Origin of the sequence: Xanthomonas bonasiae (genome assembly GCF_014836395.1) — a bacterium.
Classification (GTDB): Bacteria; Pseudomonadota; Gammaproteobacteria; order Xanthomonadales; family Xanthomonadaceae; genus Xanthomonas_A; species Xanthomonas_A bonasiae.
This window is the reverse complement of record NZ_JACSQX010000001.1, coordinates 40,717-64,090: the sequence shown is the minus strand read 5'-3', so window position 1 is coordinate 64,090 and position 23,374 is coordinate 40,717. Positions and strand designations below refer to the sequence as shown.

At 62.9% G+C, this 23,374-nt stretch carries 18 protein-coding genes and 2 tRNA genes; 3 read left to right on the top strand and 17 right to left on the bottom strand.

Features of this window, described 5'->3' with window-relative positions:
* Positions 1-118: 118 nt before the first annotated feature.
* The 9 genes from virB11 to uvrB all read right to left on the bottom strand — a co-directional run bounded on the left by virB11 (position 119) and on the right by uvrB (position 9,392).
* On the bottom strand, positions 119-1,162 hold the full coding sequence (virB11, locus tag H9658_RS00300; RefSeq protein WP_179565404.1) for a P-type DNA transfer ATPase VirB11: 1,044 nt from the start codon (positions 1,160-1,162) through the stop codon (positions 119-121).
* An 18-nt stretch (positions 1,163-1,180) separates the two neighbouring features.
* Positions 1,181-2,380, bottom strand: a complete 1,200-nt coding sequence (locus tag H9658_RS00295; protein WP_179565406.1) for a TrbI/VirB10 family protein — start codon at positions 2,378-2,380, stop codon at positions 1,181-1,183.
* On the bottom strand, positions 2,377-3,138 hold the full coding sequence (locus H9658_RS00290) for a TrbG/VirB9 family P-type conjugative transfer protein (RefSeq protein ID WP_179565408.1): 762 nt from the start codon (positions 3,136-3,138) through the stop codon (positions 2,377-2,379). Before H9658_RS00290 ends, H9658_RS00295 begins: the two co-directional genes overlap by 4 nt.
* Entirely contained in the window at positions 3,135-4,151 is a 1,017-nt protein-coding gene (locus H9658_RS00285) for a virB8 family protein (protein ID WP_191823963.1), read from the bottom strand. Before H9658_RS00285 ends, H9658_RS00290 begins: the two co-directional genes overlap by 4 nt.
* 62 nt (positions 4,152-4,213) lie before the next feature.
* Positions 4,214-4,642, bottom strand: coding sequence for a hypothetical protein (locus H9658_RS00280; RefSeq protein ID WP_179565412.1), 429 nt, complete (start codon positions 4,640-4,642; stop codon positions 4,214-4,216).
* A 423-nt stretch (positions 4,643-5,065) separates the two neighbouring features.
* A complete protein-coding gene (locus H9658_RS00275) occupies positions 5,066-6,739 on the bottom strand; it encodes a type IV secretory system conjugative DNA transfer family protein (RefSeq protein ID WP_191823962.1) in 1,674 nt (557 codons plus the stop codon).
* A gap of 35 nt (positions 6,740-6,774) precedes the next feature.
* Positions 6,775-7,032 carry a hypothetical protein gene (locus H9658_RS00270; RefSeq protein WP_191823961.1) on the bottom strand — a complete coding sequence of 86 codons (258 nt, stop codon included), beginning with the start codon at positions 7,030-7,032 and terminating at the stop codon, positions 6,775-6,777.
* Between the two features lie 167 nt (positions 7,033-7,199).
* A tRNA-Val gene (locus tag H9658_RS00265) sits at positions 7,200-7,274 on the bottom strand.
* Positions 7,275-7,370: 96 nt separating this feature from the next.
* On the bottom strand, positions 7,371-9,392 hold the full coding sequence (uvrB, locus tag H9658_RS00260) for an excinuclease ABC subunit UvrB (RefSeq protein WP_191823960.1): 2,022 nt from the start codon (positions 9,390-9,392) through the stop codon (positions 7,371-7,373).
* Between the two features lie 146 nt (positions 9,393-9,538).
* On the opposite strand from uvrB, the gene H9658_RS00255 reads away from it, so the two are divergent.
* Both H9658_RS00255 and H9658_RS00250 read left to right on the top strand, forming a co-directional pair.
* Complete coding sequence (locus H9658_RS00255; RefSeq protein WP_191824255.1) at positions 9,539-10,066, top strand: GspH/FimT family pseudopilin; 528 nt, start codon at positions 9,539-9,541, stop codon at positions 10,064-10,066.
* A gap of 56 nt (positions 10,067-10,122) precedes the next feature.
* A tRNA-Asn gene (locus H9658_RS00250) sits at positions 10,123-10,199 on the top strand.
* A 44-nt stretch (positions 10,200-10,243) separates the two neighbouring features.
* Here H9658_RS00250 and H9658_RS00245 read toward each other — a convergent pair.
* Genes H9658_RS00245 through H9658_RS00220 form a run of 6 tightly spaced genes read right to left on the bottom strand, consistent with a single transcriptional unit; the run spans position 10,244 to position 16,734 of the window.
* Positions 10,244-10,681, bottom strand: coding sequence for a type IV pilin protein (locus H9658_RS00245; protein ID WP_191823959.1), 438 nt, complete (start codon positions 10,679-10,681; stop codon positions 10,244-10,246).
* A gap of 44 nt (positions 10,682-10,725) precedes the next feature.
* Positions 10,726-14,106: a pilus assembly protein gene (locus tag H9658_RS00240; RefSeq protein WP_191823958.1), complete on the bottom strand. Its 3,381-nt coding sequence runs from the start codon at positions 14,104-14,106 to the stop codon at positions 10,726-10,728.
* A 15-nt stretch (positions 14,107-14,121) separates the two neighbouring features.
* Positions 14,122-14,661: a pilus assembly PilX family protein gene (locus H9658_RS00235; RefSeq protein ID WP_191823957.1), complete on the bottom strand. Its 540-nt coding sequence runs from the start codon at positions 14,659-14,661 to the stop codon at positions 14,122-14,124.
* The gene (locus H9658_RS00230) at positions 14,658-15,659 is read right to left on the bottom strand and encodes a prepilin-type N-terminal cleavage/methylation domain-containing protein (RefSeq protein ID WP_191824254.1); all 1,002 of its coding nucleotides are present in this window, start codon (positions 15,657-15,659) and stop codon (positions 14,658-14,660) included. Before H9658_RS00230 ends, H9658_RS00235 begins: the two co-directional genes overlap by 4 nt.
* A gap of 5 nt (positions 15,660-15,664) precedes the next feature.
* Positions 15,665-16,135: a type IV pilus modification protein PilV gene (gene pilV / locus H9658_RS00225; RefSeq protein ID WP_191823956.1), complete on the bottom strand. Its 471-nt coding sequence runs from the start codon at positions 16,133-16,135 to the stop codon at positions 15,665-15,667.
* Between the two features lie 5 nt (positions 16,136-16,140).
* On the bottom strand, positions 16,141-16,734 hold the full coding sequence (locus H9658_RS00220; RefSeq protein WP_191823955.1) for a GspH/FimT family pseudopilin: 594 nt from the start codon (positions 16,732-16,734) through the stop codon (positions 16,141-16,143).
* Between the two features lie 224 nt (positions 16,735-16,958).
* Here H9658_RS00220 and H9658_RS00215 point away from each other — a divergent pair, with 224 nt between their 5' ends.
* On the top strand, positions 16,959-17,912 hold the full coding sequence (locus tag H9658_RS00215) for a sensor histidine kinase (protein ID WP_318241159.1): 954 nt from the start codon (positions 16,959-16,961) through the stop codon (positions 17,910-17,912).
* A 39-nt stretch (positions 17,913-17,951) separates the two neighbouring features.
* Here the strand turns inward: H9658_RS00215 and ppnN are convergent, their stop codons facing one another.
* On the bottom strand, positions 17,952-19,340 hold the full coding sequence (ppnN, locus tag H9658_RS00210) for a nucleotide 5'-monophosphate nucleosidase PpnN (protein ID WP_191823953.1): 1,389 nt from the start codon (positions 19,338-19,340) through the stop codon (positions 17,952-17,954).
* Between the two features lie 108 nt (positions 19,341-19,448).
* Complete coding sequence (locus H9658_RS00205; RefSeq protein ID WP_191823952.1) at positions 19,449-22,616, bottom strand: TonB-dependent receptor; 3,168 nt, start codon at positions 22,614-22,616, stop codon at positions 19,449-19,451.
* Positions 22,617-23,374: the final 758 nt, after the last annotated feature.

Here is a 23,374-nt window from a genome sequence, read left to right as displayed (position 1 = left end):
TATCCGTCGACTATTGGCCTGAGAACCATACAGCCGCAGATCACGCAAATTAATAGTGTCTGAAGAGAAAATCAAAGTCAATCCGACAAGGATTCAGCAATCACTTTCGTGAACAAATTCACTTGCTTCCATGAAGGGTGCGCTCCGGATCAAAATCGATACCCGTGATATAGCGACGACCCGCATGCGACTTAATATGCACCACGATATCGATCGTCATCATCAGCAAGCGCTTGATGACCGAGAACTCCAGCCCCGAGCCCTCTGCCGACGCCTTGACCATCAACGCGAGCTGGTCCCAGGTCTGGCCGATGCTGCCTGCGTGACAGCTGGTGATCGACCCCGGATGGCCGGATGCGCAATTTCTGATGAAGTAGAACGATTCGTCGCCGCGCAACTCCGCCAGGATGATGCGATCGGGCTTCATACGCAGGCAAGCCTCCATGCAGCTTTTCGCCGTCACGTTACTCGCACTTTGTCCACCTTTCGAGTAGAGCAAATGCACGGTATTGGGCTGACTGATGAACAACTCGCGCGCGTCTTCGATCGTGACTAGGCGCTCTTCGTTGGGAATATGATTCACCAGCGACTTCATGAATGTGGTCTTGCCGCTACCGGTGGCGCCGGCGACGACGACGTTCTTCTTGAACAGCACAGCCTTCTTGAAGAACTCCGAATAATTGCGCTGCCTGCGCAGTTCCAGCAGTTCGTGATCCTGCTCGCCGATACCCGCTTCCTGCTCGAGGATCTCCTTGAAAAAGCCGTCTTCCTGATACTGCTCCAGGGTCTTGGTGTGCTTGGACGGCAACCGGATCGTGATCGACACCTTGCCCGCGTCGCACGCAGGCGGAATAACGAACTGCGCACGCTGCCCGGTCGGAAACGTAAGCGACACGACCGGATCGGTATCGGTAATGCGCTGCCCCGTGTTGCTCTCGTTGACTACCGCGGTGCAGAACTGGCGCGCACGATCGAAGGTCAGCGACGGAATATCCAGTTTCTGCCAACCGCGCAGCGTTTCCAGATACAGCTCACCGGGACGGTTGATGCAGATTTCCGTCACTTCCGGCGAATTCAGATAATCCAGGATGCCCAGCACCGAGTACTGGTAATCCAGGAAATCCGAAGATATCTGCGCGGTTGGTGAATCGTCGAGCGTCACGTGATTGTCTCTTCGCTGTCAGCGGGCGAGCACGGCAGTGAAATCCACGTCTTTGGCGACATAGACGCTGACCACGGTGCCTTGGTTGATCGTCACCGTCGCAGGACGGCGCCCCGAGCGCTCCAGCGCCTGGTCGGCCATGCGCTGCACCGCGCGCGCCGTGTTGCTCTCGAACGGCTGCTCGGTCACCAGGCCGGAGTTGAGACCGACCGTCGTGGTCTGCGGACCGTGCTCGGCTGCCGCCCATTTGAACGCATCGCTGAGCATGCTGATCATCAGGGCGGAAGAGATACGGCTGGCCCAATGCGCGTTGTACTGGCCCGGATGGCCTGAGCTGCCGAGGTTGTCGATACCAGGCCCCATCAGCGACACATCGATACCGGTGGGCGTGGTGATCCGATCCCAGATGACCTCCATGCGCGGCCCGGTCGGTTCGACCGAATCGTATTTACCCAACAGCTTGGAGCCCTTCGGCAACAGCAAACGCCTGCCGTTGATGGAGTACACCGGCTCGGTGATGATGCAGGAGGTGAAGCCCGCAAAATCGCTGATGATGCGTGTCTCGAGCACGCAGCGGATATAGGTGCCACGCACCAGCAGGCCGTCAGGATTGGCGATCGGCTTCGCCGAGGTTTCCTGGTCCTGTCCCTGGCCGGCGCCGGGCTGCTGCGCGCCAGGAGGCAGGATCCCGCCAAACCCTTGCTGCCCGCCGCCTACCTGAGCCGGATCCTGCATCCCCGCCATGCGCCGCTCGAGCAGCGACGGACCGCGCTCCTGCTGCGCAGCAGGCGCGTTACGGATATCGCTGTCGGTGGGCATTGGTGGCAGCGGCGGCAGGCTCTGCTCCTGCGCCAACGGCACAGGCTCGGCGGGTTGCGTCGGCAATGGTGCCGTCTGCGGAAGCGCAGGCGCCACCACGGCCTCCTGGCGCGGCTTCGGCGGCGGCTCTTTCGAGTCGCTTCCGCCAACCAGCCAGAAAATGGCCACGATCAGCAGCAACGCGATGCCGCCCAGGAACAGCAACGCCTTCCGGTTGAGCTTCTGCAGGTCGCTGGACCTCAGAACCGGTTCGTTGGCATCGAGGTCGGGATCCGCTGTTTGCTGTTGCCGGGCGAAGTAGGGATTTTCCTTGCCCACATCTCCGCCTTGCGGAGAACGAGGAAGCTGGCCCTCGTTGTGGCCGTTATTTTCGTCAGACGGAGGTATGTTTGAGTTCACTTTTGCTTATTCCTACGCAAGCCGACAACGTTCTTGCCGTGGCGAACAACCAGGAAAGGATAGGTCCCGTGGACGATCAGCGTATTGCCCTCGACCGTCGTGTTGACCAAGAAGTCCTCGTCATTTTCCTTTTCGCGCGCAAACACAGCCGGGAAATTGCCGGTGGGGAACCTGGTGAGATCCATCTTGATATAGGTGAACTTGCCGTCGTCATACACACTGTTGGGCACGATCCAGGTCTGCTTCGAGCGCGTCGAGTAGTCGTAATCGAAGTAGTAGTGCCTGTCCTTGGACAGCCTGGTATCGATCTGCGACTCGTCCTTCACCTCTTCGCTGGCAGCCGCGAAGCTGGTGTCCTTGGGATAGACGAAGGTCACCTTGTACTGGACGCCGGCCTGCTTGGCTTGCTCAAGCCGCTGCCAATCGGTCGCCACGACCTTCAATTCCAGAATGTAGGAATGGGTCGCGGTGCGGATCATCATATTGGTGTCGACGTCGACGTTCTTCGGCTTCAGATAGAAGACGTTCTCGCGACGGCTCAACTCCCAACCACTGGTGAAACCAGTGCTGTAATCGAGGATCTTTTCGTTCGGGCTCAGCTCGACCTGCGTAGTAATGCCGAGTCCGGTACGCACCTGGTAGATCTTGTCCGCTTCGTACTCGTATTGCTGGACAACTTGAGCGGACGCGAGCGGCGCAACCAAAGCCAGGGCCGCCAACGCCAGACGCGCCGAGCCGTTTTTAGTCATGAAACTCATCTAACGTTCGCTCCATTGCCATTGTTCTGAGGTGCAGCGTTGGGCACGGGCGCTGCTTGGGCGGGCTGTGCGCCCGGATACACAGGCACGCCGGCAGCGTTCATTACCGGAGCCTGCTGCTGAGCGGGGACCGTTCCATTGACACCCGGCGCACCAGGTTGCGCCATCGGCTGGCCCGGCACCTGACCCGGCATGACCTGTTGCTGGCCTGCCGGCATGGCCTGGTCGACGGGTGCCGCCTGCACTGCCGGTGCCTGCAACGCTGCCGGCGGCGGTGCAGGAATCGAGGCATAGTCCGTGTCGACGCGGTAATCAGTCACCTGAAAACCCAGCGGATTCTCTACTCGCAGGTTATCGGACATGGCCAGATTGCCGTTGTAGCGAAAGCCCATGATCGCGAACCGATTGTCCAGCAGCGTGGTCTGCCCCGACTTCTTGTCGTATATGCTGCGCTGGAAGCGGACATTGGCGCCGGTATAGGGCTTGCCGGCACCACCCAGCAAGGTGATGCTCAGGATATTGACGCGGATGGACCTGACCTTGCCATAGATGAAATAAGGCGCAGATGGATTGTTCGGCGCATGCAGCGCCCGATACTCGTTGGCAACTGCGCCATCTTTCTCCGACATCGCAAAGACGGTGTTCCAGTCGTTGAGCCCCATCATCTCGAAATCGTAGGATTCGCGAGCAGTGATGAAGCGCGACACATTGCTTCTGGCCAGCGCCTCGCTTGCAGTGATGTTGCGCACATCGCCGGTGTTCTGCAGAACGGCGACCGTTGCAGTGCCGGTGTAGGCATCGGCCATCACTAGGTAGGGAGTCTTCTCCTTCAACGGCAGCATGTAGTAATAGCCGCCGCCCAACAGCAGGCACATGACGATCGCGCCGAACGCGACCCACCACGCGCGGCGCTCGCTGCGCCGCGCCAGATCAGCGATGCTGATCTCGTAGTTGACAGCCTTTGCAACCGCCTTGTTGACGCTTTCGCTCTCAACTGGTTTTTTACCGAACATCAGACTTCACCAAGTTACGTAATGTGGCTGCGGAGGCACATGGACGGCCTCCGAAAGTAAAGTCACTTCGCGTTGCCGTCGCCGGCCGGCGCCGCAGTCCCGCTCAGCGAAGAAGATGGCTGCACGAGAATGCGGTTGCCCGCAGCGGAGACGGTGACGCCTTCCTGCGCATAGACCACGCTGAGTTCGGCGACCGCCTGCTGGATGCTCGTGGTGTTGATCTTGGCCACCGGCGCATAGAGCGTGTAGTCGGACTGGATGCTGTAGCTCAACTGCATGTTCGAGTCCTTGGCCCAGCGCTCGAGCATCGTCTTCAGGGTGCCGTCCATCGGCACCGCCTGATACACGTACGAGGAGTACAGCGGGATCTCCATCGTCGACTCGGAGAACCGGTTGACCGGCTTCCACCTGCCGCGGAAATCAGGCGCCGGCCTGGTGGCACAGGCGCTCAGCAGCGCAACGGCGCTCAGAGTGGCGATCATCCGAAACATATGCGTTCTTTTCACGCGAGCCTCTAAATTGCGGAAACGTTTTTTGATGGACGGCCGGCAAACGGCCGACGGTCTGAGAACTGCAGGTTTCGCCACAGGGACGGCACGGCGCGAGGCACAGTCGGCGCAAGAGCCCGATGACAGCGTCGGGGATCGCGTAAATCCGGCGCACGCACGCGCTCCTGCAGACGAAGGACGTCCGAGGACAGGCTTTCAGCGCCGAGAAAAACGGAATTTGTCAGAAAACTTTCCATGTCACCCTCGCGTGCGTCCTGGGAACCCACGCCCCTGTTCCTATTGCCAATTGCCCCGCACCAGCATCGCGAGAATGTGCCGCAGGGCCATGCTCACGTCAAGCTTTTGGCAAAAAAGCGTTCAATCCAGCCAGATTGCCAATAATTTTGCGAACCACGTCACCCTATGTCACAAGGAAAGTGTCGGCACATTGACCTTCGGCTTCAGCCTTGCGGTGAAGTGCCTGTCCTTGTAGTACTTGATCTTGTCGCACTTCACCGGATGCGGGATGCCCTCGTACAGGAACACCTCGTGATCGTTCCCCATCGCCTTCAGTTCCTGCGGCAGCATCAGCGCCCTCCTCTCTTCCGACACGCTGCGGGTCACGTCCTTGCCGCGCGTCACATTCTGTTTGCGGAAGGTGGTGTACCCGAGCATCTCCGAGTAGTCGTTGGCGTCCTGCTGCTCGCGCGGAGCGTAGAGGATCTGCAGTGCATGGTTCGTGATGATGGTCCGCGACACGTCCTTGCCATAGGTTGCGTCCAGCTGCGCCATGCTCTGGATGATCGGCAGAAGCCGGACATTGTAGCCGGCCATGTATGACACCGCCGAGGCGATGATGTCGACCTTGCCGATCGCGGTGAACTCGTCCATCAGCAGCAGGCATTGGTACTTCAACGCCGGATTGCTCTTGGGCAGTTCCTTGGTGTTGAGGTTGATGATCTGGCTGAAGAACAGGTTGATGATCAGGCGGCTCTCGGCCAGCTTGTTGGGCTGGATGCCGATGTAGATGGTCATCTTCTTCTTGCGCAGGTCGGTCAGCAGGAAGTCGTTGTCGCTGGTGGCCGCGTCGAGCACCGGGTTGATCCAGGCATTGAGCGGCTCCTTCAGCGTGCCCAGGATCGATGCGAAGGTCTCCTCGGCCTGCGACAGCATGTTGGAGAACGCCGACTTGGCGTTGCTGCTGAGGAAGCGCCGTTCCGACAGCGATTTCAGGTATTTCTTCAGGTCGCTGCCATCGCCCGAGGACAGGCGGTAGATCGCCCCCAGCGTCGGGGTGCCCAGGCCGCCCGGGAAGCCGATGTTGCGTTCGTCGTCCCAGTTCTCGAACAGGTACAGCGCGAAGGCCATGAACGCGTTGCGCGCCTGGCTGACCCAGAATTTCTGGTCGTCCGATCCATCCGGATACAGCATCGCGGCGATGCTCATCAGGTCCGAGACGCGGAACGCGGGGTCGTCGGACACGTAGCTGAGCGGATTCCATCGATGCGTGCGTCGGTCCTCGGCGAACGGGTTGAACAGGAACACCTCCTGCCCCTGACTGGCGCGCCAACCGCTGGTGAGGTCGAAGTTTTCCTGCTTGATGTCCAGGACCACCACCGATTCCTGATATTCGAGCAGGTTCGGGATCACCACGCCGACGCCCTTGCCCGAACGGGTGGGCGCGGCCAGGATGACGAACTGCTGACCGCTCAGGCGCACCAGCTTGCCGCGGAACTTGCCGACCACGATGCCGTTGCCGCTCTGCTTGAACAGGCCGTGCTTGGCCAGGTCGGCGGCACCGGCGAAACGGGCGTCGCCGTGCAAGGCCTGCTTGCGCGGCTTGAACATCAGTACAAGCGTCAGCAGGCACAGCAACCCGGGCAAGCCGAAGCCCAGGTAGCCGGCCCACTTGATCTTGCCGACGAAGGGCGCGACCTGCGGCAAGCCGATGGCATGCACGTATTCGTAATAGGTGCCCAGTCCGAACAGGCGCGTATCCAGCTTGAGCAGCAGCAGCACCAGGTAGCCGGACAGGAAATAGCCGACAACGGCAGTGAGTGCGACGACGACCACAGCCGCAACGATCTTACGATTCGACAAGCCCCTATCCTCCCTGATGCACCTTGGCGGCTATTCTAGCTTCGGCGCCGGGTGCTCGACTTGCTCTTCGACGGCTTTTTTTCGACGCTGACGCCGCCGCCGTCCTGCTCGACCAGGGTATCCATCCAGACCCGCGCCTCGTCCCAGGACATGTCGTGCGAGTCCAGGCGCGCGCCACCCGCGGTGGTGACGGTATAGCCGACCACGTTGGCGGGGCTGTATTCCGGTTCGCGCGTCAACGCCACCAGCTGGTAACGTCCTTTGACTTGAATCGTATGATGATATTCCATCATGCGTACGGCCTCCTCGCCTGATCGTCGGCCTGATGCTAAAGCAAGCCGGGCGCCAGGGCCACCCGCCGCCAGCGCGCGATCGCCCTGCCCTGCGCTGGACGATAGGCAACAAAAAAGCCGGCGAGCGCCGGCCTGTTGTGCTCCACGAGTGCATCGCCTGCATGTCGTGGTGGGCGGTACAGGGTTCGAACCTGTGACCCCTACCATGTCAAGGTAGTGCTCTACCGCTGAGCTAACCGCCCATCGCTGCTGCGGACATACCGCTGCAGGGGCGCGAATCTTAGCCCACCTTGCGGCCAAGAACAATAGCCGCGAGGACGAGGCCAGCTGTCGTGCGGCTAGCTGACCAGGCTGGCGTCGCGCAGCTTCTTGATCTGGTCGCGCACCCGCGCCGCGTCCTCGAACTCCAGGTCGCGGGCGTGCTGGTACATCTTCTGTTCCAGCGCCTTGAGCCGGGACGCCACCTCGGCCGGTTCCAGCATCCGGTAGTCGGCCGGCTCCTCCGCCACCCGGCGTCCCTTGCCCTTGCCGGACTTGGCCTCGACCGCGCCGTCGGCGCGCGCGCCCTCCAGGATGTCGACGATCGGCCGCGCCACCGACTTCGGGGTGATGCCGTGCTCGAGGTTGTACTCCACCTGCTTCTCGCGGCGACGTCCGGTCTCGTCGATCGCCGCCTGCATCGAGCGGGTCATCCGGTCCGCGTACAGGATCGCCTTGCCGCGCAGGTTGCGGGCGGCTCGGCCGATGGTCTGGATCAGCGAACCGGTGGAACGCAGGAAGCCTTCCTTGTCCGCATCCAGGATCGCCACCAGCGACACCTCGGGCATGTCCAGGCCCTCGCGCAGCAGGTTGATGCCGACCAGTACGTCGAACTTGCCCAGGCGCAGGTCGCGGATGATCTCCACGCGCTCGACCGTGTCGATGTCCGAGTGCAGGTAGCGCACCTTGACGCCGTGTTCGCCCAGGTACTCAGTGAGGTTCTCGGCCATGCGCTTGGTCAGCGTGGTGACCAGCACGCGATCGCCCAACGCCACGCGCAGCCCGATCTCCGACAGCAGGTCGTCGACCTGGGTGCCGACCGGTCGGATCTCCACTTCCGGATCGATCAGTCCGGTCGGGCGCACCACCAGTTCGGTGATCTCGCCGGCCGACTCGCGCAGCTCGTACGGACCGGGCGTGGCCGAGACATAGATGCTGCGTGGCGAACGCGCCTCCCATTCCTCGAAGCGCAGCGGCCGGTTGTCCAGCGCCGAAGGCAGACGGAAGCCGAATTCCACGAGCGTCTCCTTGCGCGAGCGGTCGCCCTTGTACATCGCACCGATCTGCGGGACGGTGACATGCGATTCGTCGACGACCAGCAGCGCATCGGCCGGCAGATAGTCGAACAGGGTCGGCGGCGGCTCGCCCGCGGCCTTGCCGGTGAGATGCCGCGAGTAGTTTTCGATGCCGTTGCAGTAGCCGACCTCGGCCATCATCTCCAGGTCGAACTGGGTGCGCTGCGCCAGCCGCTGCGCCTCGACCAGCTTGTTCTGCGCGTACAGCTGCTCCAGCCGCTCCTTCAGCTCGATCTTGATCGTGTCCACGGCGCTGAGCGTGCGCTCGCGGGTGGTGGCGTAGTGGGTCTTCGGATAGACCGTGTAACGCTGCAGCTTGCGCAGGGTCTCGCCGGTCAGCGGATCGAACAGGGTCAGCTGCTCGACGTCGCCGTCGAACAGCTCGATGCGCAGCGCCTCGCTGTCCGACTCGGCAGGAAACACGTCGATGACTTCGCCACGCACGCGAAACGTGCCGCGGTGCAGCTCGTATTCGTTGCGGGTGTACTGCAGGTCGGTCAGGTGCTTGATCAGCTGGCGCTGCTCGATGTGCTCGCCGATCGACAGGATCAGGCGCAGCGACAGGTAGTCCTCCGGCGCGCCCAGGCCGTAGATCGCCGACACCGTGGCCACCACCAGCGCGTCGCGGCGCGACAGCAGCGTCTTGGTCGCGGCAAGGCGCATCTGCTCGATGTGCTCGTTGATCGAACTGTCCTTCTCGATGAAGGTGTCCGACGACGGCACGTAGGCCTCCGGCTGGTAGTAGTCGTAATAGCTGACGAAGTACTCGACCGCGTTGTTCGGGAAGAACGCCTTGAACTCGCCGTACAGCTGCGCCGCCAGGGTCTTGTTCGGCGCCATCACCAGGGTCGGCTTCTGGATCGCCTCGACCACGTTGGCGATGGTGTAGGTCTTGCCCGAACCGGTCACCCCGAGCAGGGTCTGCTTGGCCAGTCCGGCCTCGAAGCCGGTCACCAGCTTCTCGATCGCCTGCGGCTGGTCGCCGGCCGGGGAATACGGCGATACGAGTTGGAAACGGTCGGACATGGATCATCACCTTGAGTCGACAGATGAGTATAGCCAGCACCGGATGACAGCCGCGTCTGGAAAATTCCTACAAGCCGGCCGGCATCCTGGCGATGTCCTTGCCCCGCGCCCAAGTCCAGGCTGGCCTTGCCAATCGAGGAGGCGCCATGAACGCAAGGACACGAGGCTTCACATTGATGGAGATACTGACCGCCATGGCGGTCGCCGCGGTCGCGCTTTGCATCGGCCTGCCCAGCCTCGGCCAGATGCTGGACAGGCACCGGCAGCTTGCCGCCACCAACGAGATGCTCGCGCAACTGGCGCTCGCTCGGAGTTGGGCGATCTCCAGGGGACAGCCGGTCGCCCTGTGCCCGTCCACCAACCGCCAACAATGCGATCGCCGCATCGAGTGGAGCGGCGAATGGATCATCTACGCCGATCCGGACGGAAATCGGCAACCGGACCGCGACAGCGACATCCTGACCGCATCGCCAGCGCCCGGAAGCCCAAGCCTGCGCATACTGTCGTCCTCCGGACGCCCGCAGATGCGCTATCTCCCCGACGGCAGAGGTTCGGGCAACAACCTCACGTTCCGGCTCTGCGGCCGCCAGACTGTCGTGGCCGAGGTGGTGGTCAGCGCCACCGGGCGGGCACGCGCAATACGCCCAAATGACGGGCCGCCCTGCACGCCGTGAGCAGCGGACACCGAGCGCTTGCCAGCCAGGAAAGATGTGCCTACAATACGCGCCTCGCCCGAATAGCTCAGCCGGTTAGAGCACTTGACTGTTAATCAGGGGGTCGTTGGTTCGAGTCCAACTTCGGGCGCCATACAAAGAAAAAAAACCGCCATTGATCGGCGGTTTTTTTTTGCGTCACCAGCACTTTTCCGGAGTGGCGGACAAGCTACCGCTAGCCGTGCGCGTACCCAGCTGATTGATCTGAAGCGTCGCGCATTCCGTGTCACTGGCCTGCGGCTTTCCGGCAATCGGCGCTGCCGTGATGCTGAAGCTTGTCGCATTGCTGGACGCCAGGCTGACCGTGTAAAAGCTGGTCACGTCGGCACTACATGCCGGGAGTGTGGGAGCGCTACTGTCCGCATTCACGTAGCTCATGTTCGTGGTGTGGAAACGCTCCATGTATTGCGCGGCCTCCTGCACGCACCCCGCTGCAGCCGAACGTCGCGCCTTGATCATCGCCCAGCTGTAGCTGGCCATGGCGATACCGGCGAGGATCGCGATGATTACCACCGTGATCATGATCTCGATCAGGCTAAAACCGCGCTGACTTGAAAATCGACGACGACTACGCATGCCATGGCTCCGTTGGATATGGGGGACGGTTGACGTGGGCGTACTCATTCCTGGATCACCTCTCTCCACTGCACACGTCCTACCTTGCGAATCTCGCGGATCTTCTTACACACCGCACTGCCATCGTTGATGTTGAGGCAAGCCAGACCTCCACTACCGCCCGACCCGCCGGTGAAGTAGTTGCTCGCGCTGCCCAAGCCACCCAAGGCGACCGAAGCGACAGGAATCTTCACCCCATTCACCGTCAGCGTTTCGTCGACATACGATCCATCCTGATTGAGATCGAAGAACGACTGGCCAAGACTGGAGCCGGTGAAAGCGTCGATGGCGTTATCCTGACCCTTGCCGCCTGGCAGGCATGGATCGTCGTCGGGAATGTTGCTGGTGAAGGTCAACACGCCGGAAATGACATTCACCCCGGTATAAACGCGCTCGCCGCTGGCGGTCGCAGGCGCCGGATCGGCCACAGGCGGATCGATCAAATCCAGATACCAGCCCTGCTTGCCGGCTCCCAGCGGGCTGTTGGCCTCCATGACCCGCACGTTCTGATTGTTGACCACGCCGCTGGCCGCGAACTTCCGTCGCTGCAGGTCGGACTTGGCGACGGTCGTCGTGGAGTCCTTGATGCCATAGACAGTCTGCACGGTCGTGTTGGTCACGTCGTCGGTGGTCAGGAAGCGGCCGGTACCGAAGAAGATCCACAGAGAGAAGGTCGCCGGGTCACGCGCGATCGCCGGCGCCGACGTGATGGGCTGCGCAGTACCGGCAGAGTTGGTCGCAGTGAACATGCGCAGGCGGTTGCTCGCGGTGTTCCAGCTGGAGGGAGTCGCGGCGGAAAGATTGAAGCGCCAGAGGTTTCCCTGCATGTCGCCAGCGTAGACGTAGTCGATGGTACCGTTGCCGTCGACGTCGCGCACAGCCGGCGCGAACAGTCCATTCGGAGAGGCGGAAGAGCCGACGCCCGTGTCGATTTCGGAGAGCAAAGCACCATCGCTGAGCCGGTACACGAACAGAACCGCGTGCTCATTTGTACTGTTGGGTCCATTGGCCACGATCACCCCAAGCTCGCCATTGTTGAGCTTGGCGATGACCGGAGCGCCCAGATTCAGGCCCATGTTGTTGTCGGCGGTGGTGGACACTTGATTGTCGCCCACCTTTTCCCAGAGCACATTGCTGTTGGAAAAACCGTCAGGATTGGTGACGTCCAGCGCATAGAGCCCCTTGCCTCCTCGCCCAAGGGTGCCCACCAGGATCGTCTGGCTGCTCAACTGATCGCTACGGGAAAGGCTAATCGGACCATCCACGAAGAAGCGATGGTCGTAGTCGGGCGCACTGAGGGTGGCCAAGTCGGTGAAGTTGAGGCCGCCCGGCACATACGCGAAGCGCTCGACGCCGGTGCCGGCATTGAACGCATGCATCATGCCGTCGTTGGAACCTACGAAAATCGTCCCGCTGACGCTGTCGTAGGCCGGAGAGGAATTGACGATGTCGCCGATCAAGGTGCTGCGGGTGCGCAGATAACCGTTGGGGCGGTTCAGCTCGAGGTCCTGGGTTCCCGCGATGTAGGCCGCATTGTTGGCCCCCGTCACCGCGGCAGCGGTCGGTGTCGCCGCGCGCGCCAATGCCGTCTGCTGCGCGGAGGTGGGAAAAGCGGCACCGGCAGTGCCGTCCCACGTGCGAATGTTGCGGCCCGTGCTCGGGAGGCTCGCTACCCAACTGGGATTGGTCGCATCCACACCGGTGCTGGTGACGGGAATCGCCTTCAGTGCGCCCGTCCATGTACCCGACACGAAACTGGCCTGATAGACGTGCGTGCTGCTGGTGAGGCTGCTGGAATTGGCGGCAAGATTGCCGGCGGTTCCGGTGCGCTCCACGATCGACCCGAGCGCCGACTTCAGGCCCTGGGTGAATTCGTTGGGGTTGCTGGCCACGATGAAGCTACCGCGGCCATTGACCGCAGCGTGCCAGAGATCGTCGATATTGTAGATCGTGTTGTTGACCGGAGTCGGCCAGTTCTTCGCGCCCGATGTGATGGCAGGCAGATCCGTCGCCGGATCCAGCGTCCCCTTCGCGCCGATGGAAATCGCGAACGTGGTCATGTGCTGCCAGAAGGCCGGATCGGATGAATTGGTTGGAACGGAATTGGGAAGATCCGTGCGCAGATCCGATTTCCAATAACGCATTGCCACGTCGGCGAGCGTATCGGGGTCGGAACTCGCATAAGGCCGTGTCGGCGTATAGGTGTACGTATTGCGGGTCGGCCCTGAAATGACGGATCCCGCCACGTTGTCTTGCTCGCCTGCCACTCCTCCCCCTGCGCTAGACGGGTAATTGTCTTTGCCGTTCCAGTAACCATCCGTCGTGAGGATGGTGAAGTTCTGCCGGCATGCAAGCTGAGCAGCACCGGTTTGCGGACCGTACGGACCAGTCGCAGAGGCACTGCTGAAGTACCGGCCAGCGTCGTTGAGCGCGCCATGCAATGGGGTAGCCCCGGAACCATACGCCGCATACAAGCGATCGTACCAAAGCTTACGATTATTGTTGCTTCCATTGACGCCGTTTGGATTGTCGAACAGGCCATCGTTCTGGTCCACCGGAATGGGCTTGGCCTGGGTGATGGCGTTGCCGGCATTTTCTCTTTGCCAGATCGTCCGGAAGCCGACGCGCACATTGGTGCCGAGATCGCTGAACGCATGCCCGGCACTACCTTTGGCCACCTTGATGCGGGTGCGGCTGTAGGACCACCAGGTAGCGAAGTTGGTGCGCTCGGCCGCTTCGCTGCGACCGGTCGGCGTTGCCCGCGTACAGTTCTTCCACTGCCACCCATTGCTGCTATTGGTGCAACCCTGGCCGGTGAGGCCCTGCTGATTGACAACGTTATTCAACAGCTCGCTGCGAATGATCGTGCCATCCGTCCGGATCTGGTAACGGTAGTAGTTGGCGGTATTGGAAAGATAGGCTTCCGTCGTATTGCGCAGATCCTTTGGAACGAAAAATTGCCTGACAGCGGTGGAGAGATCCGCATTGTTGGTCAGATTATGCGTGTCGTTGTAGACGCTCGTGTAATCCCTGCCCCCCGTCATCAATGCACCCGTCGCATCCACCCAGGGCTCATAATCCACGGCAGGGTTGTAATAGATGGTGTTGCGCGTGTAGGCGGAGTTGCTGATGTTGTAATTAGTGCCATCGACCGTGGTTTGCGGCACTACATCCGGCATGGCCGTGCCTTCCATGGAGCCGGAGTCGTCCAGGATGAACAGCACGTTGGGGGCGATGCGTCCGCCGGACTGCAGCGGATAGCTGGGAACCACGACACCAGCGCTGGCCGGCAGCGCGAGCATGGTGCAGGCAAAGGCCGCTGCGAAGGCATTGAGACGAGGCAAGAAGCCGCGCTTGCGCAGACGATCGTCGTGGAACTGACTCATGGTGGTGACTCCATCTTACGGCGCGATATAGCTTGATTGAAGGATGACGCTGGCACGGCCTGGATCTTGGCTGCGCGCCACGATCCGGTACATCGGCCGCACGCAGATCGGCTGCCCCGTGTATTTCTCGTCGCTGTTGCATTCGAACCAGGCTTCGGACGTGCCCATGTATTCGATATAGAAACGCGTTGCGGAGGCTGAAGCGCTACGGCTGGTGTTGCTGGCGTTCACCCAGCCGTTGAAGCTGGGATCGCGCCAGCGCTCGGTCTGAGTGGCCACCGGTTGACCGCACACGCCAGCGCTGCACCCGTTGCCCGTCGGCACGACCGTTTGCGCCGCCGCCAACGCCTCGCCCTCGCGCAAGGCCGACTCGGCAGCCTGGAAGTTCACGCTGCGATCGAGCAGGTTGCCGCTCATCCGCTCCTGCATCAGCGTTCCACGCACGACCGCCAGCCCCAGCAATGTCATCACCAGCAGCAGCATCAGCACCACGATCAGGGAGACGCCAGCCTGGCGCGCGACTGGCGCCGGATATGAATATGAAGTTGTGCTCATTCGTTGCGATTCCGCAAGGTGATGACATTGCTGATCGTGCGCGTCACCGGCAGGCCGTTCGTTCCGATCGCGTCCTGGGTCTGGAAGGTCAAGGACAGATTGATGGCGGTGACCTGGTCCCAGCGCGTCCCGACGGTCGCGGCACTGACGTAGCCGCCGTCGCTGGGAATCAGGTAGGTGATCGCCATGTTCTGCACGTTCTCGGCTACTTCCTGATTGACGATCGCCGGAGTACCGCCTGTATTGGTCAACACACCCTGGTACAGCGAACGCCCGCCCCTGGGATTGGTGCCGATGAACCAGCGCGATGCGTTGAGCCGGCTGAGCATCGTGTTCGGCCCGTAGGTGAAGACGGCACCGTTGATGCCCAGGTTGCTGCTGGAATTCCCTGGCGAACCCGATGCGGCGTGGCCGATGGTCGTACTGCCCTGGCCGCTGCTCATCTGGAACAGCGCGCCGATGCGCAACACCCCCGTGGCTTCGGAATTTGGGCCGCAAGCGATCAGGAAATCACCGTTCCTGAAGCCGTGGGTATTCGCGTTCACCGTGAACTGCGCAGAGGCCGGGGTATGCGCGGTGACGATCGCGGTCGCGTCGCCCGAGGACAGCAGCATCAGGCCTTCGGTATTGGCGACGCGATTGGACACGGCATCCGGAAAGCTGCCGCTGGCCGATACGCCCACCAAGCGGTTGCCCGACCAGTTTGTCCACCATCGCGACGTCGGGTTATTGATGACGTTCGACATGCCCATGTTGTCGCTGCTGTTGCACTGGTTCCCGCTCGCCTCGCGGATGTCGCGCGTCATCAGCTCGAACGCGGTGCGCACATTTTCCTGCACGCGCCCCAGGTTCTCGGTGGCGGCGTAGGTGCGCCGGTTGGTGAGGAAGATACCGATGGCCGCGCCCACGACGAGCAACCCCAACACAAGGGAGATCATCAACTCGATCAGACTCAGGCCCGCACTGCGGCGCCTGGCGGGCGCCCCGCTCCGTCGCATGCGGCTCATAGCCTGGTCACCGTCTGGAACTGCTGGGTTTGCGCGGCGGTCGCATCTGCAGCCGCGTGGCTGGCCCTGCTGTCGTCCCACTGCACCGTCACTCGGCAAGCCGTGGCGTTGCAGCTGATCGCACCGCAGGCCGAAGCGCCCATGATCGCCTGCAGCGAGTTGAGGAAATTGCGCTGGTCGACGACTACCTGAGACGTGCCGGTCGGCGCGGTACAGGTCATGCCCATGTTGTAGTTGCCGTTGCGGGCAGCGGTCACGTTGGCGCGCATCGCATCGAAGATGCCGGTGGTGCCCACCACCACCTGGCTGCGCTCGAAGGAGCTCTGGTTGTTGCGCAGCGCAGTGGCTTGCAAGGCGGCCACGCCCAGCATGCCGATGCCCATGATCAGCACCGAGATCATCACTTCGATCAGGCTGACCCCGCGTTGCGATGCGATCGAGGCTGGCCGCGGAAAAAGGATATGCATGGCGTTCACTGAGGTGGAGAGTCTGATGGCGCAGGGCATGCCACATTGCCGGGAGTAGTGACGAAGCCCACCCGGCTGCCGCCGACGATGTACACGACCCGCAGGTTGTCGCTCGGGCGCGTGGTCGCGATGCAGCTGGAAAACCCCGCATTGAGCAAGGTTCCGGCGCTGCTGCGAGCGAACCCGTCGGGGCTGAAGACGATGCGATCGTTGTTGCCGCTGACCGCGGTGCTCACGCTCAGTTGGACCGGAGCCTTCACCGCACTGACGCGCAGGACGGTCGAGCCGGTCACCACGATGGTGATCCACTGGTTCCACGCACTGCCGGCCGCGCAACTGGTGCCATTGTCGCTGCGGCACACCGCCACGTTCCGGTTGAGCCGGATCGCCTCCGAACGCGCGAGCTGAAGCGATGCCACCATCTCATTGGAGGCGGAGGTCAGCCGGCTGGTATTGACCAGGTAGGTATAGCTGGGGATGGCGATGCTCATCGCCACCGCCAGCACGACGACCGTCACCATCAACTCGATCAAGCTGAAACCACCGATCCGTCGGCACCGCCCGGAGTAGCGCGGTCGCTCGGCGTGAAAGCGCTGCATGTCGTATCCCCTTTTTCCCGAGGCTAAGCTAGAACCCGCTTCGAACCAATGCCAGCAGGGTCCGATGGGCGGTGGCAGATCGTAGCTGAACGGCAGGCCCGGCGACATCGGACCGGAATTCCGAGGCATCATGCGCCCAGCGTCCCCTGCCCGATCCCATGCGCCCAGCCCCCAATCCCGCCCTGCCGCTCGACATCCTGTGGCAGCCCACGACCCTGATCTGGGTGCTGCTGGCCGGCGAGGCAGTCGCGGTCATCCTGACCCTGGCGCCGGGACAGTCTACGAGCGGCTGGGTCCATTTCGGCCTGGCCTCGCTGCTGCTGCAGTGGACGGCGTTGACCACGCTGGCCTTGCTGTACCTGCTGCGCGGCTACCTCGAACGCTGCCGCCCGCAGCAGGTCGCCTATCTGGCAGTGGCGCTGCTGGTGATCGTCGCCGTCGCCGTGCACGCGATCGCATGGGCGGCATTGAAAGAGCTGTCGCTATTGCAGGGAGGCTGGCACACGTTCCTGCTCAAAGTGGCGGCCATCGCCCTCACCCTGGGCCTGATGGCGCTGCTGGCATTCCAGAACCACTGGCGCGTCCAACAGCTGGCGGTGCAAGCCAAGCAAGCCCAGCTCGAAGCGCTGCGCGCGCGCATCCAGCCCCACTTCCTGTTCAACACGCTCAACACCGGCGCGGCGCTGGCGCGCTTCCGGCCGGAACAGGCGGAGCACCTGTTGCTGGATCTTGCAGATCTGTTCAGAGCAGCGTTGGCCGGACCGGATCGGCTGAGCCTGGAAGAAGAACTGTCGCTTGCCCGGCGCTATCTCGGAATCGAGCAGATGCGCCTGGGCGAACGCCTGCGCGTGGATTGGCAACTTCCCGATCCTCTTCCGGCGATCGACGTCCCCACGCTTTCGATCCAGCCCTTGGTGGAGAACGCGATCCGGCATGGCATCGAACCCAGCACCAGCGGCGGCTATGTCCGCCTTCGGGTCGAACAGGACGCGCATTGGGTCAGGATCGAGATCGTCAATTCCCTGCCGGCGAACGGCGAGGCGGCCGCCGGCAGCGGCCACAGGATCGGCCTGGATGCGGTCCGTGCCCGCGTGGAAAGCATGAGCAGCGGGCACTTGAGCACCCAACAGGGGACCGACACCTTCGTCAGCCTGCTTGAACTGCCCACCCCGCCCTGATGACACCGACAGCCCAAGACCGGCCGCACCGCTCCGCGCTCAGGCCATAACCCGATAACAAGGCCGGTACTCACCGGAAATCTTCATCCGGCGCTGCTCGACGAAGGCGCGCAGCAGTTCGTCCAGGGCCTGCATCATGTCCGCGTCGCCGTGGATCTCGAACGGGCCGTACTCCTCGATGCGGCGCATGCCGTCTTCCTTGACGTTGCCGGCGACGATGCCGGAGAAGGCGCGGCGCAGGTCCGCCGCCAACGCGTGCGGCGGGCGCCCGTGATGCAGGTCGAGCGCGGCCATCGCCTCGTGGCTTGGCACGAACGGACGCTGGTACTCCAGCGGGATGTCCACCGACCAGTTGAAGTAGAACGCGTCCTTCTGGTCCTTGCGGTACAGACGCACCTGCTGAATGCCCTCGGCCATCTTGCGCGCCACCGCGACCGGGTCGCCGACGATGATCTGGTAGCGGGAGGTGGCCGCCTCGCCCAGGGTCAGGCGCAGGAACCGGTCGATCTGCTCGAAGTACGGCGCGGCGATGGTCGGGCCGGTCAGGATCAGCGGGAACGGCAGGCCACGGTTCTCCTCGCGCAGCAGGATGCCGAGCAGGTACAGGATCTCCTCGGCGGTGCCGACACCACCGGGAAACACGATGATGCCGTGGCCGATGCGGACGAAGGCCTCCAGGCGCTTCTCGATGTCCGGCATGATCACCAGATGGTTGACGATCGGGTTCGGCGACTCGGCGGCGATGATGCCCGGCTCGGTGATGCCGATGTAGCGGTTGTCGCGCTTGCGCTGCTTGGCATGGGCGATGGTGGCGCCCTTCATCGGCCCCTTCATCGCGCCCGGGCCGCAGCCGGTGCAGATGTCCAGCCCGCGCAGGCCCAGCTCGTAGCCGACCTGCTTGGTGTACAGGTACTCGTCGCGCGAAATGGAATGGCCGCCCCAGCACACCACCAGGTTCGGATCGGCCGGCTGCAGGATGCGCGCGTTGCGCAGTTGCCCGAACACGGCGCTGGTGATGCCTTCGCTGGAGTCGAGATCGGCGGCGGAGTCCGGGCCGAGCTCGATGGCCATGTAGGCCAGGTCGCGGATCACGGCGAACAGCAGTTCGGCCACGCCGTTGATGATCTCCCCATCCACGAACGCCATCGCCGGCGCGTTGAGCAGGTCGATGCGCACGCCGCGGTCGCGCTGCGCGACCTGGATGTCGAAGTCGGGGTACAGGTCGCGCGCGGCGCGCGGGTCGTCGGAGGCGCTGCCGCTGGTCAGCACCGCCAGCGCGCAGCGCCGCAGCAGTTCGTGCAGGCCGCCGCTGGAGGCATCGCGCAGGCGCGCCACTTCGGCGCGCGAAAGGATGTCCAGGCCGCCGCGCGGGTAGATCCGCGCGTCCACTACCGGCAGCGCCCGCGCCGCCGTATTGCTCGTCGTCATATCGGAATTCTTGTCGTTGTCGTCAACGGCGACTTTAGCGTCAGCCTCCGCAAAAGAAAACGGCCGGGTTGCCCCGGCCGTCTCTTGTTGCAGCTGTGTTCCGGCGAATCAGAACTGGTAGCGGAAGCCCACTTGCAGCGACCACTGCGACACGCCCACGTTGAAGCCGTCGGCGTCCGAGTTGGCAGCGGTCGGCTGGCTGGTGCCGGTGTAGTTGTACACATACTGGCCGTTGTAGATGCCGGCCAGGCGTGCCACCGAGGCGTCGGCGTAGAAGCCGTAGTCCACGATGTGGCCCCAATCCTTGTTGATCAGGTTGCCCACATTCTGGATGTCCAGCCAGATCTGCGACTTGTGCCCCTTGTAGAAGCCCGGGAGCTCCTGGCTGATGCGCACGTCGAAGGTGTTCACGAAGCCGGAGCGGAAGCCGTTGGCCGGAGCGTAGCTGCCCGCGTACTTCGCCACTTCCGGATGCGCGGCGAGCCATGCATTGAAGTTGGCGGCCATCGCGGCGTCCGGGGTGAAGCGGCCGGCGCTGCTCACGCTGCCGAACAGCACGTCGCCGTTGGGAACGTAGAACAGGTCGTTGTAGGTACGGCCGTCGCCATTGAAGTCGTTGGCGAAGACGTAGCTGAACGGACGGCCGCTGCGGCCTTCGTAGACCAGGCCGATGCGGGTTTCGTAGTCACCGAAGAACTTGTGCTTCCAGTCCAGCGAACCGCTGATGCGATCCTTGATCTCGTAGCGCGAGGTGGTTTCGGTGTTCGAGTTCACGTCGAAGGCGTACTGGTACGCCCAGCCCGAACTGGCGGTGGAACTGGTCAACGGGCCGACTTCGGTCGCATGCGTGTAGGTGTAGCCCAGGGTCCAGGACCAGTCGCTGCTTTCGCTGAACGGCTTGGTCAACGACACGGTGAACTGCGAGGTCTTGCCCTTGTCGGTATTGTCGATCAGGTAGACGGCGTCATAGTTGCTGTAACGGCCGGAGCGGCTGGCGGCCGAGTTGCTGCCGGTTTCCGACGAAGTCCAGCTGACCTTGCCCGGGGTCCAGTACAGGGTGCGGCCGTCCGGACCGGTGTAGCCAGGACCCAGGTTCAGCGCTTGGTAGTACAGGCCATCCTTGACCTTGGTCATCAGCAGTTCGGCCGACGCGACGATGCCGTACCACGGCAGTTCGCCATCGATGGCCAGGTTCGCCTTCCACAGCGAGGGCTGCTTGAAGTCGTTGCCGACGAAGTTGACGTTCTGCAGCCGCGAACCCGCCACGGTCGGGATCGGCTGGTTCAGGCCATCCGGCGAGAACTGCACGGCGGCGTTGTAGGTGGGCTGGTTGTACGAGGTGTAGTTCAGGCCGGTGTTGGAGTAGCTGTTGCCGATCCACACCTGCGGCGAGTCGCCCTGGAACAGGCCCACGCCACCGCGCAGCTGCATCGGGCGCTCGCTGTCGAAGGTGTAGTTGAAGCCGACGCGCGGCTGGATCAGGAAGTCGCCGTTGAAGAGCTTGCTGTTGTTGTAGCCGAAGGTGCTCGACGCGGCGGCGTTGTAGGTCGGCGACGGGGTGGTATCCGGACGGTCACCGCGCAGGCCCAGGGTCAGGGTCAGGTTGCTGTTGACGTACCACGTGTCCTGCACGAACAGGCCGAGGCTGTTGTACTTGTAGTCGGCGGGGATCGAGCCAGGCGAGGTCTCGGCAGCCAGGCGGTAACTGGACCAGGTGCCGGCGGCAAAGTTGTCCAGGCCCTGGAAGACATAGCTGCCCCAGCCGTTCTGGGCAAAGTAGTTGTAGATCTCGTTGGTGCTGTAATCCACACCGAACTTCAGGTCGTGGTCGCCCAGCGTCCAGGTACCGGCACCGTAGTAGTTCCAGGTCTTGGTCGTCAGGATGTTGTTCTGCGAGCTCAGCTCGGTACCGAGATACAACGAGTCGGTGCCCTGCTGGATCTGGATGCTTGGCGCGGTGGTCGGAGTGTTGCGAATGGCCGAGTAGTCGCGGTAGGACACCTTAAACTCGGTAGAGAAGTTGTCGCTCCAGTCGGAGAACAGCTGGCCGACGTAGCTTTCGATCGACTTGTCGTGCTGGTACCAGTACGAGCTCAGCGAAACCGAGCTGCTGGCCATGCCGTTGATGCGCAGCTTGCTCTGGTCGAGCTTGCTGTAACGGAGGCTGGCGCGGTGCTGGTCGTTGATGTTCCAGTCCAGCTTCAGCGCGTACTCTTCGAGGTCGGTGTTGCCGTTGCTGTTCAGCGAGCCGGCGTCGATGCCGTAGTTCTGGGCGATCTGCTGGGCGCGGGCGATGTAGGCGTCATTGATGACCGCATTGGCCTTGCCGTACGCGGTGCTGGCCAGGTCGGCGCCCGGAGCGCCCTGCTCGAACTTCTCGTAGTTGGCGAAGAAGAACAGTTTGTCCTTGATGACCGGACCACCCAGGGTCATGCCGTAGGTCTTTTCCTTGGTGAAGCCGTTGAACGGGGTACCGTCCGGGTTGTCGCCGAACCAGTCGCCGTCGCGATAGCTGCCATACACCGAACCGTGGAATTCGTTGGTACCGGACTTGGTCACGGCATTGACGGTGGCGCCGGCGGCGCTGGCGATGCTGACGTCGTAGTTCGACAGGTTGATGTCGAGGGCTTCGATGGCTTCCATCGACACCGGCTGGCGACGGGTCGCCATGTTGTTGCCTTCCAGGCCGAAGGTGTCGCTCGCGGCCACGCCGTCGATGTTGATCGAGTTGTAGCGCGGGTTCAGGCCGCCGGCGGAGATGGAGCCCGAGGCGCGGTCAACGAAGGCCACGCGCGGATCGAGGCGCATGTAATCCTGGATGTTGCCGTTGATCGACGGCAGCGCCGTGATCGTTTCCTGGCTGATCTGGGTACCCGAGCCGGTGTTGGTGGCGCGGAACACTTCCGAACCGCCGGCCACGGCAACGGCATTGACCGTCTCCAGGGTGGTCAAGTCGCCGGTCAGCGCCGCATTGACGCTGGCGGTCTGGTTGACGCCCAGGAAGACGCCGTCTTCGGTCTTGGTGCCTTCGCCGGGCTTGGTGATGGTGATGGTGTACGGGCCACCGACGCGCAGGCCGCGCGCGTTGTAGCGACCGCTGGCGTCCGTGGTGGCGCGGCTGACCGTTCCCGATTCGACGTGGGTGATGGTCACGTCGGCGCCCATCACCGGCTGGCCGTCGTGGGTGACCAGACCGCCGACGCCGGCGGAGGTGCTCTGGGCGAACACGGGGGCGGCGGCGAGCGCAGCAACGAGGCCAAGGGTGAGCTTGGACATCCGGAGACGGCGGGGTTGAGTCATTGCAATAGCCTCGATGGAGTTTGGCGAAATGCGCATAGCTAGCCGTCCTGGTGCGCGCACGGCAGCGGAATGTGGGTTCATGCCCCCTTGCTGGATCCCCCGCAAGGGTTAACGTGAGTTTAACACCATAGGGCCGTTTTGTTGCCAAAACGTGACAAGCTGGCACAAACGGACATGACACGACATGGATCGCAGTTTCCTGGCAGCCATTGGTCATCGCGTGGCACCGGCGCGGGCGCTCCCGGCCAGGCGTGGGCACGACTGGCATCCGGGTCAGCTGCGGGCGCAGGCCGCGGCGGACAGGAAACGACCGGCCATGTTTCGCTCAGGCACCGCTCGGGCAACCGCGAATGGCGGGGCCGGCGTCCGCGCGGCGCAGGAGATCCGGGCGCTGAGCGGCCCTAGCCTAGCCCGCCCCGCTACCCCACCGCCGCCCTGACATCTGCGAGCACCGCGTCCGTATGCCGAATTTGTAGTTCCCCCAGGCGCAACAGGCCTCCCCAGCCCTGGCCCCAGCCCCAGCCCCAGCCCCAGCCCCAGCCCCAGCCCTGGCCCTGGCCCTGGCCCTGGCCCAGACCCAGACCCGGAATCGGAATCGGAATCGGACGCCAAACCCCAACCCCACCGAAGGCGGGGCCTGGACGGCGCTCGCCTTCGACGAAGATGGCAGTAGCGCACACAGTTGCACCAACCCGGCGCGGCAATGACGAAAGCCCAAACGCAGACGGGCGGGG

Coding starts and splice junctions, on each gene's coding strand:
- H9658_RS00235 (WP_191823957.1), bottom strand. CDS start 14,661: ATGAGCACAACTTCATATTCATATCCGGCGCCAGTCGCGCGCCAGGCT.
- H9658_RS00245 (WP_191823959.1), bottom strand. CDS start 10,681: ATGCGTAGTCGTCGTCGATTTTCAAGTCAGCGCGGTTTTAGCCTGATC.
- ppnN (WP_191823953.1), bottom strand. CDS start 19,340: ATGACGACGAGCAATACGGCGGCGCGGGCGCTGCCGGTAGTGGACGCG.
- H9658_RS00205 (WP_191823952.1), bottom strand. CDS start 22,616: ATGTCCAAGCTCACCCTTGGCCTCGTTGCTGCGCTCGCCGCCGCCCCC.
- H9658_RS00220 (WP_191823955.1), bottom strand. CDS start 16,734: ATGCAGCGCTTTCACGCCGAGCGACCGCGCTACTCCGGGCGGTGCCGA.
- H9658_RS00270 (WP_191823961.1), bottom strand. CDS start 7,032: ATGATGGAATATCATCATACGATTCAAGTCAAAGGACGTTACCAGCTG.
- H9658_RS00290 (WP_179565408.1), bottom strand. CDS start 3,138: ATGAGTTTCATGACTAAAAACGGCTCGGCGCGTCTGGCGTTGGCGGCC.
- pilV (WP_191823956.1), bottom strand. CDS start 16,135: ATGCATATCCTTTTTCCGCGGCCAGCCTCGATCGCATCGCAACGCGGG.
- H9658_RS00285 (WP_191823963.1), bottom strand. CDS start 4,151: ATGTTCGGTAAAAAACCAGTTGAGAGCGAAAGCGTCAACAAGGCGGTT.
- H9658_RS00280 (WP_179565412.1), bottom strand. CDS start 4,642: ATGTTTCGGATGATCGCCACTCTGAGCGCCGTTGCGCTGCTGAGCGCC.
- H9658_RS00255 (WP_191824255.1), top strand. CDS start 9,539: ATGAACGCAAGGACACGAGGCTTCACATTGATGGAGATACTGACCGCC.
- H9658_RS00240 (WP_191823958.1), bottom strand. CDS start 14,106: ATGAGTCAGTTCCACGACGATCGTCTGCGCAAGCGCGGCTTCTTGCCT.
- uvrB (WP_191823960.1), bottom strand. CDS start 9,392: ATGTCCGACCGTTTCCAACTCGTATCGCCGTATTCCCCGGCCGGCGAC.
- H9658_RS00230 (WP_191824254.1), bottom strand. CDS start 15,659: ATGCGACGGAGCGGGGCGCCCGCCAGGCGCCGCAGTGCGGGCCTGAGT.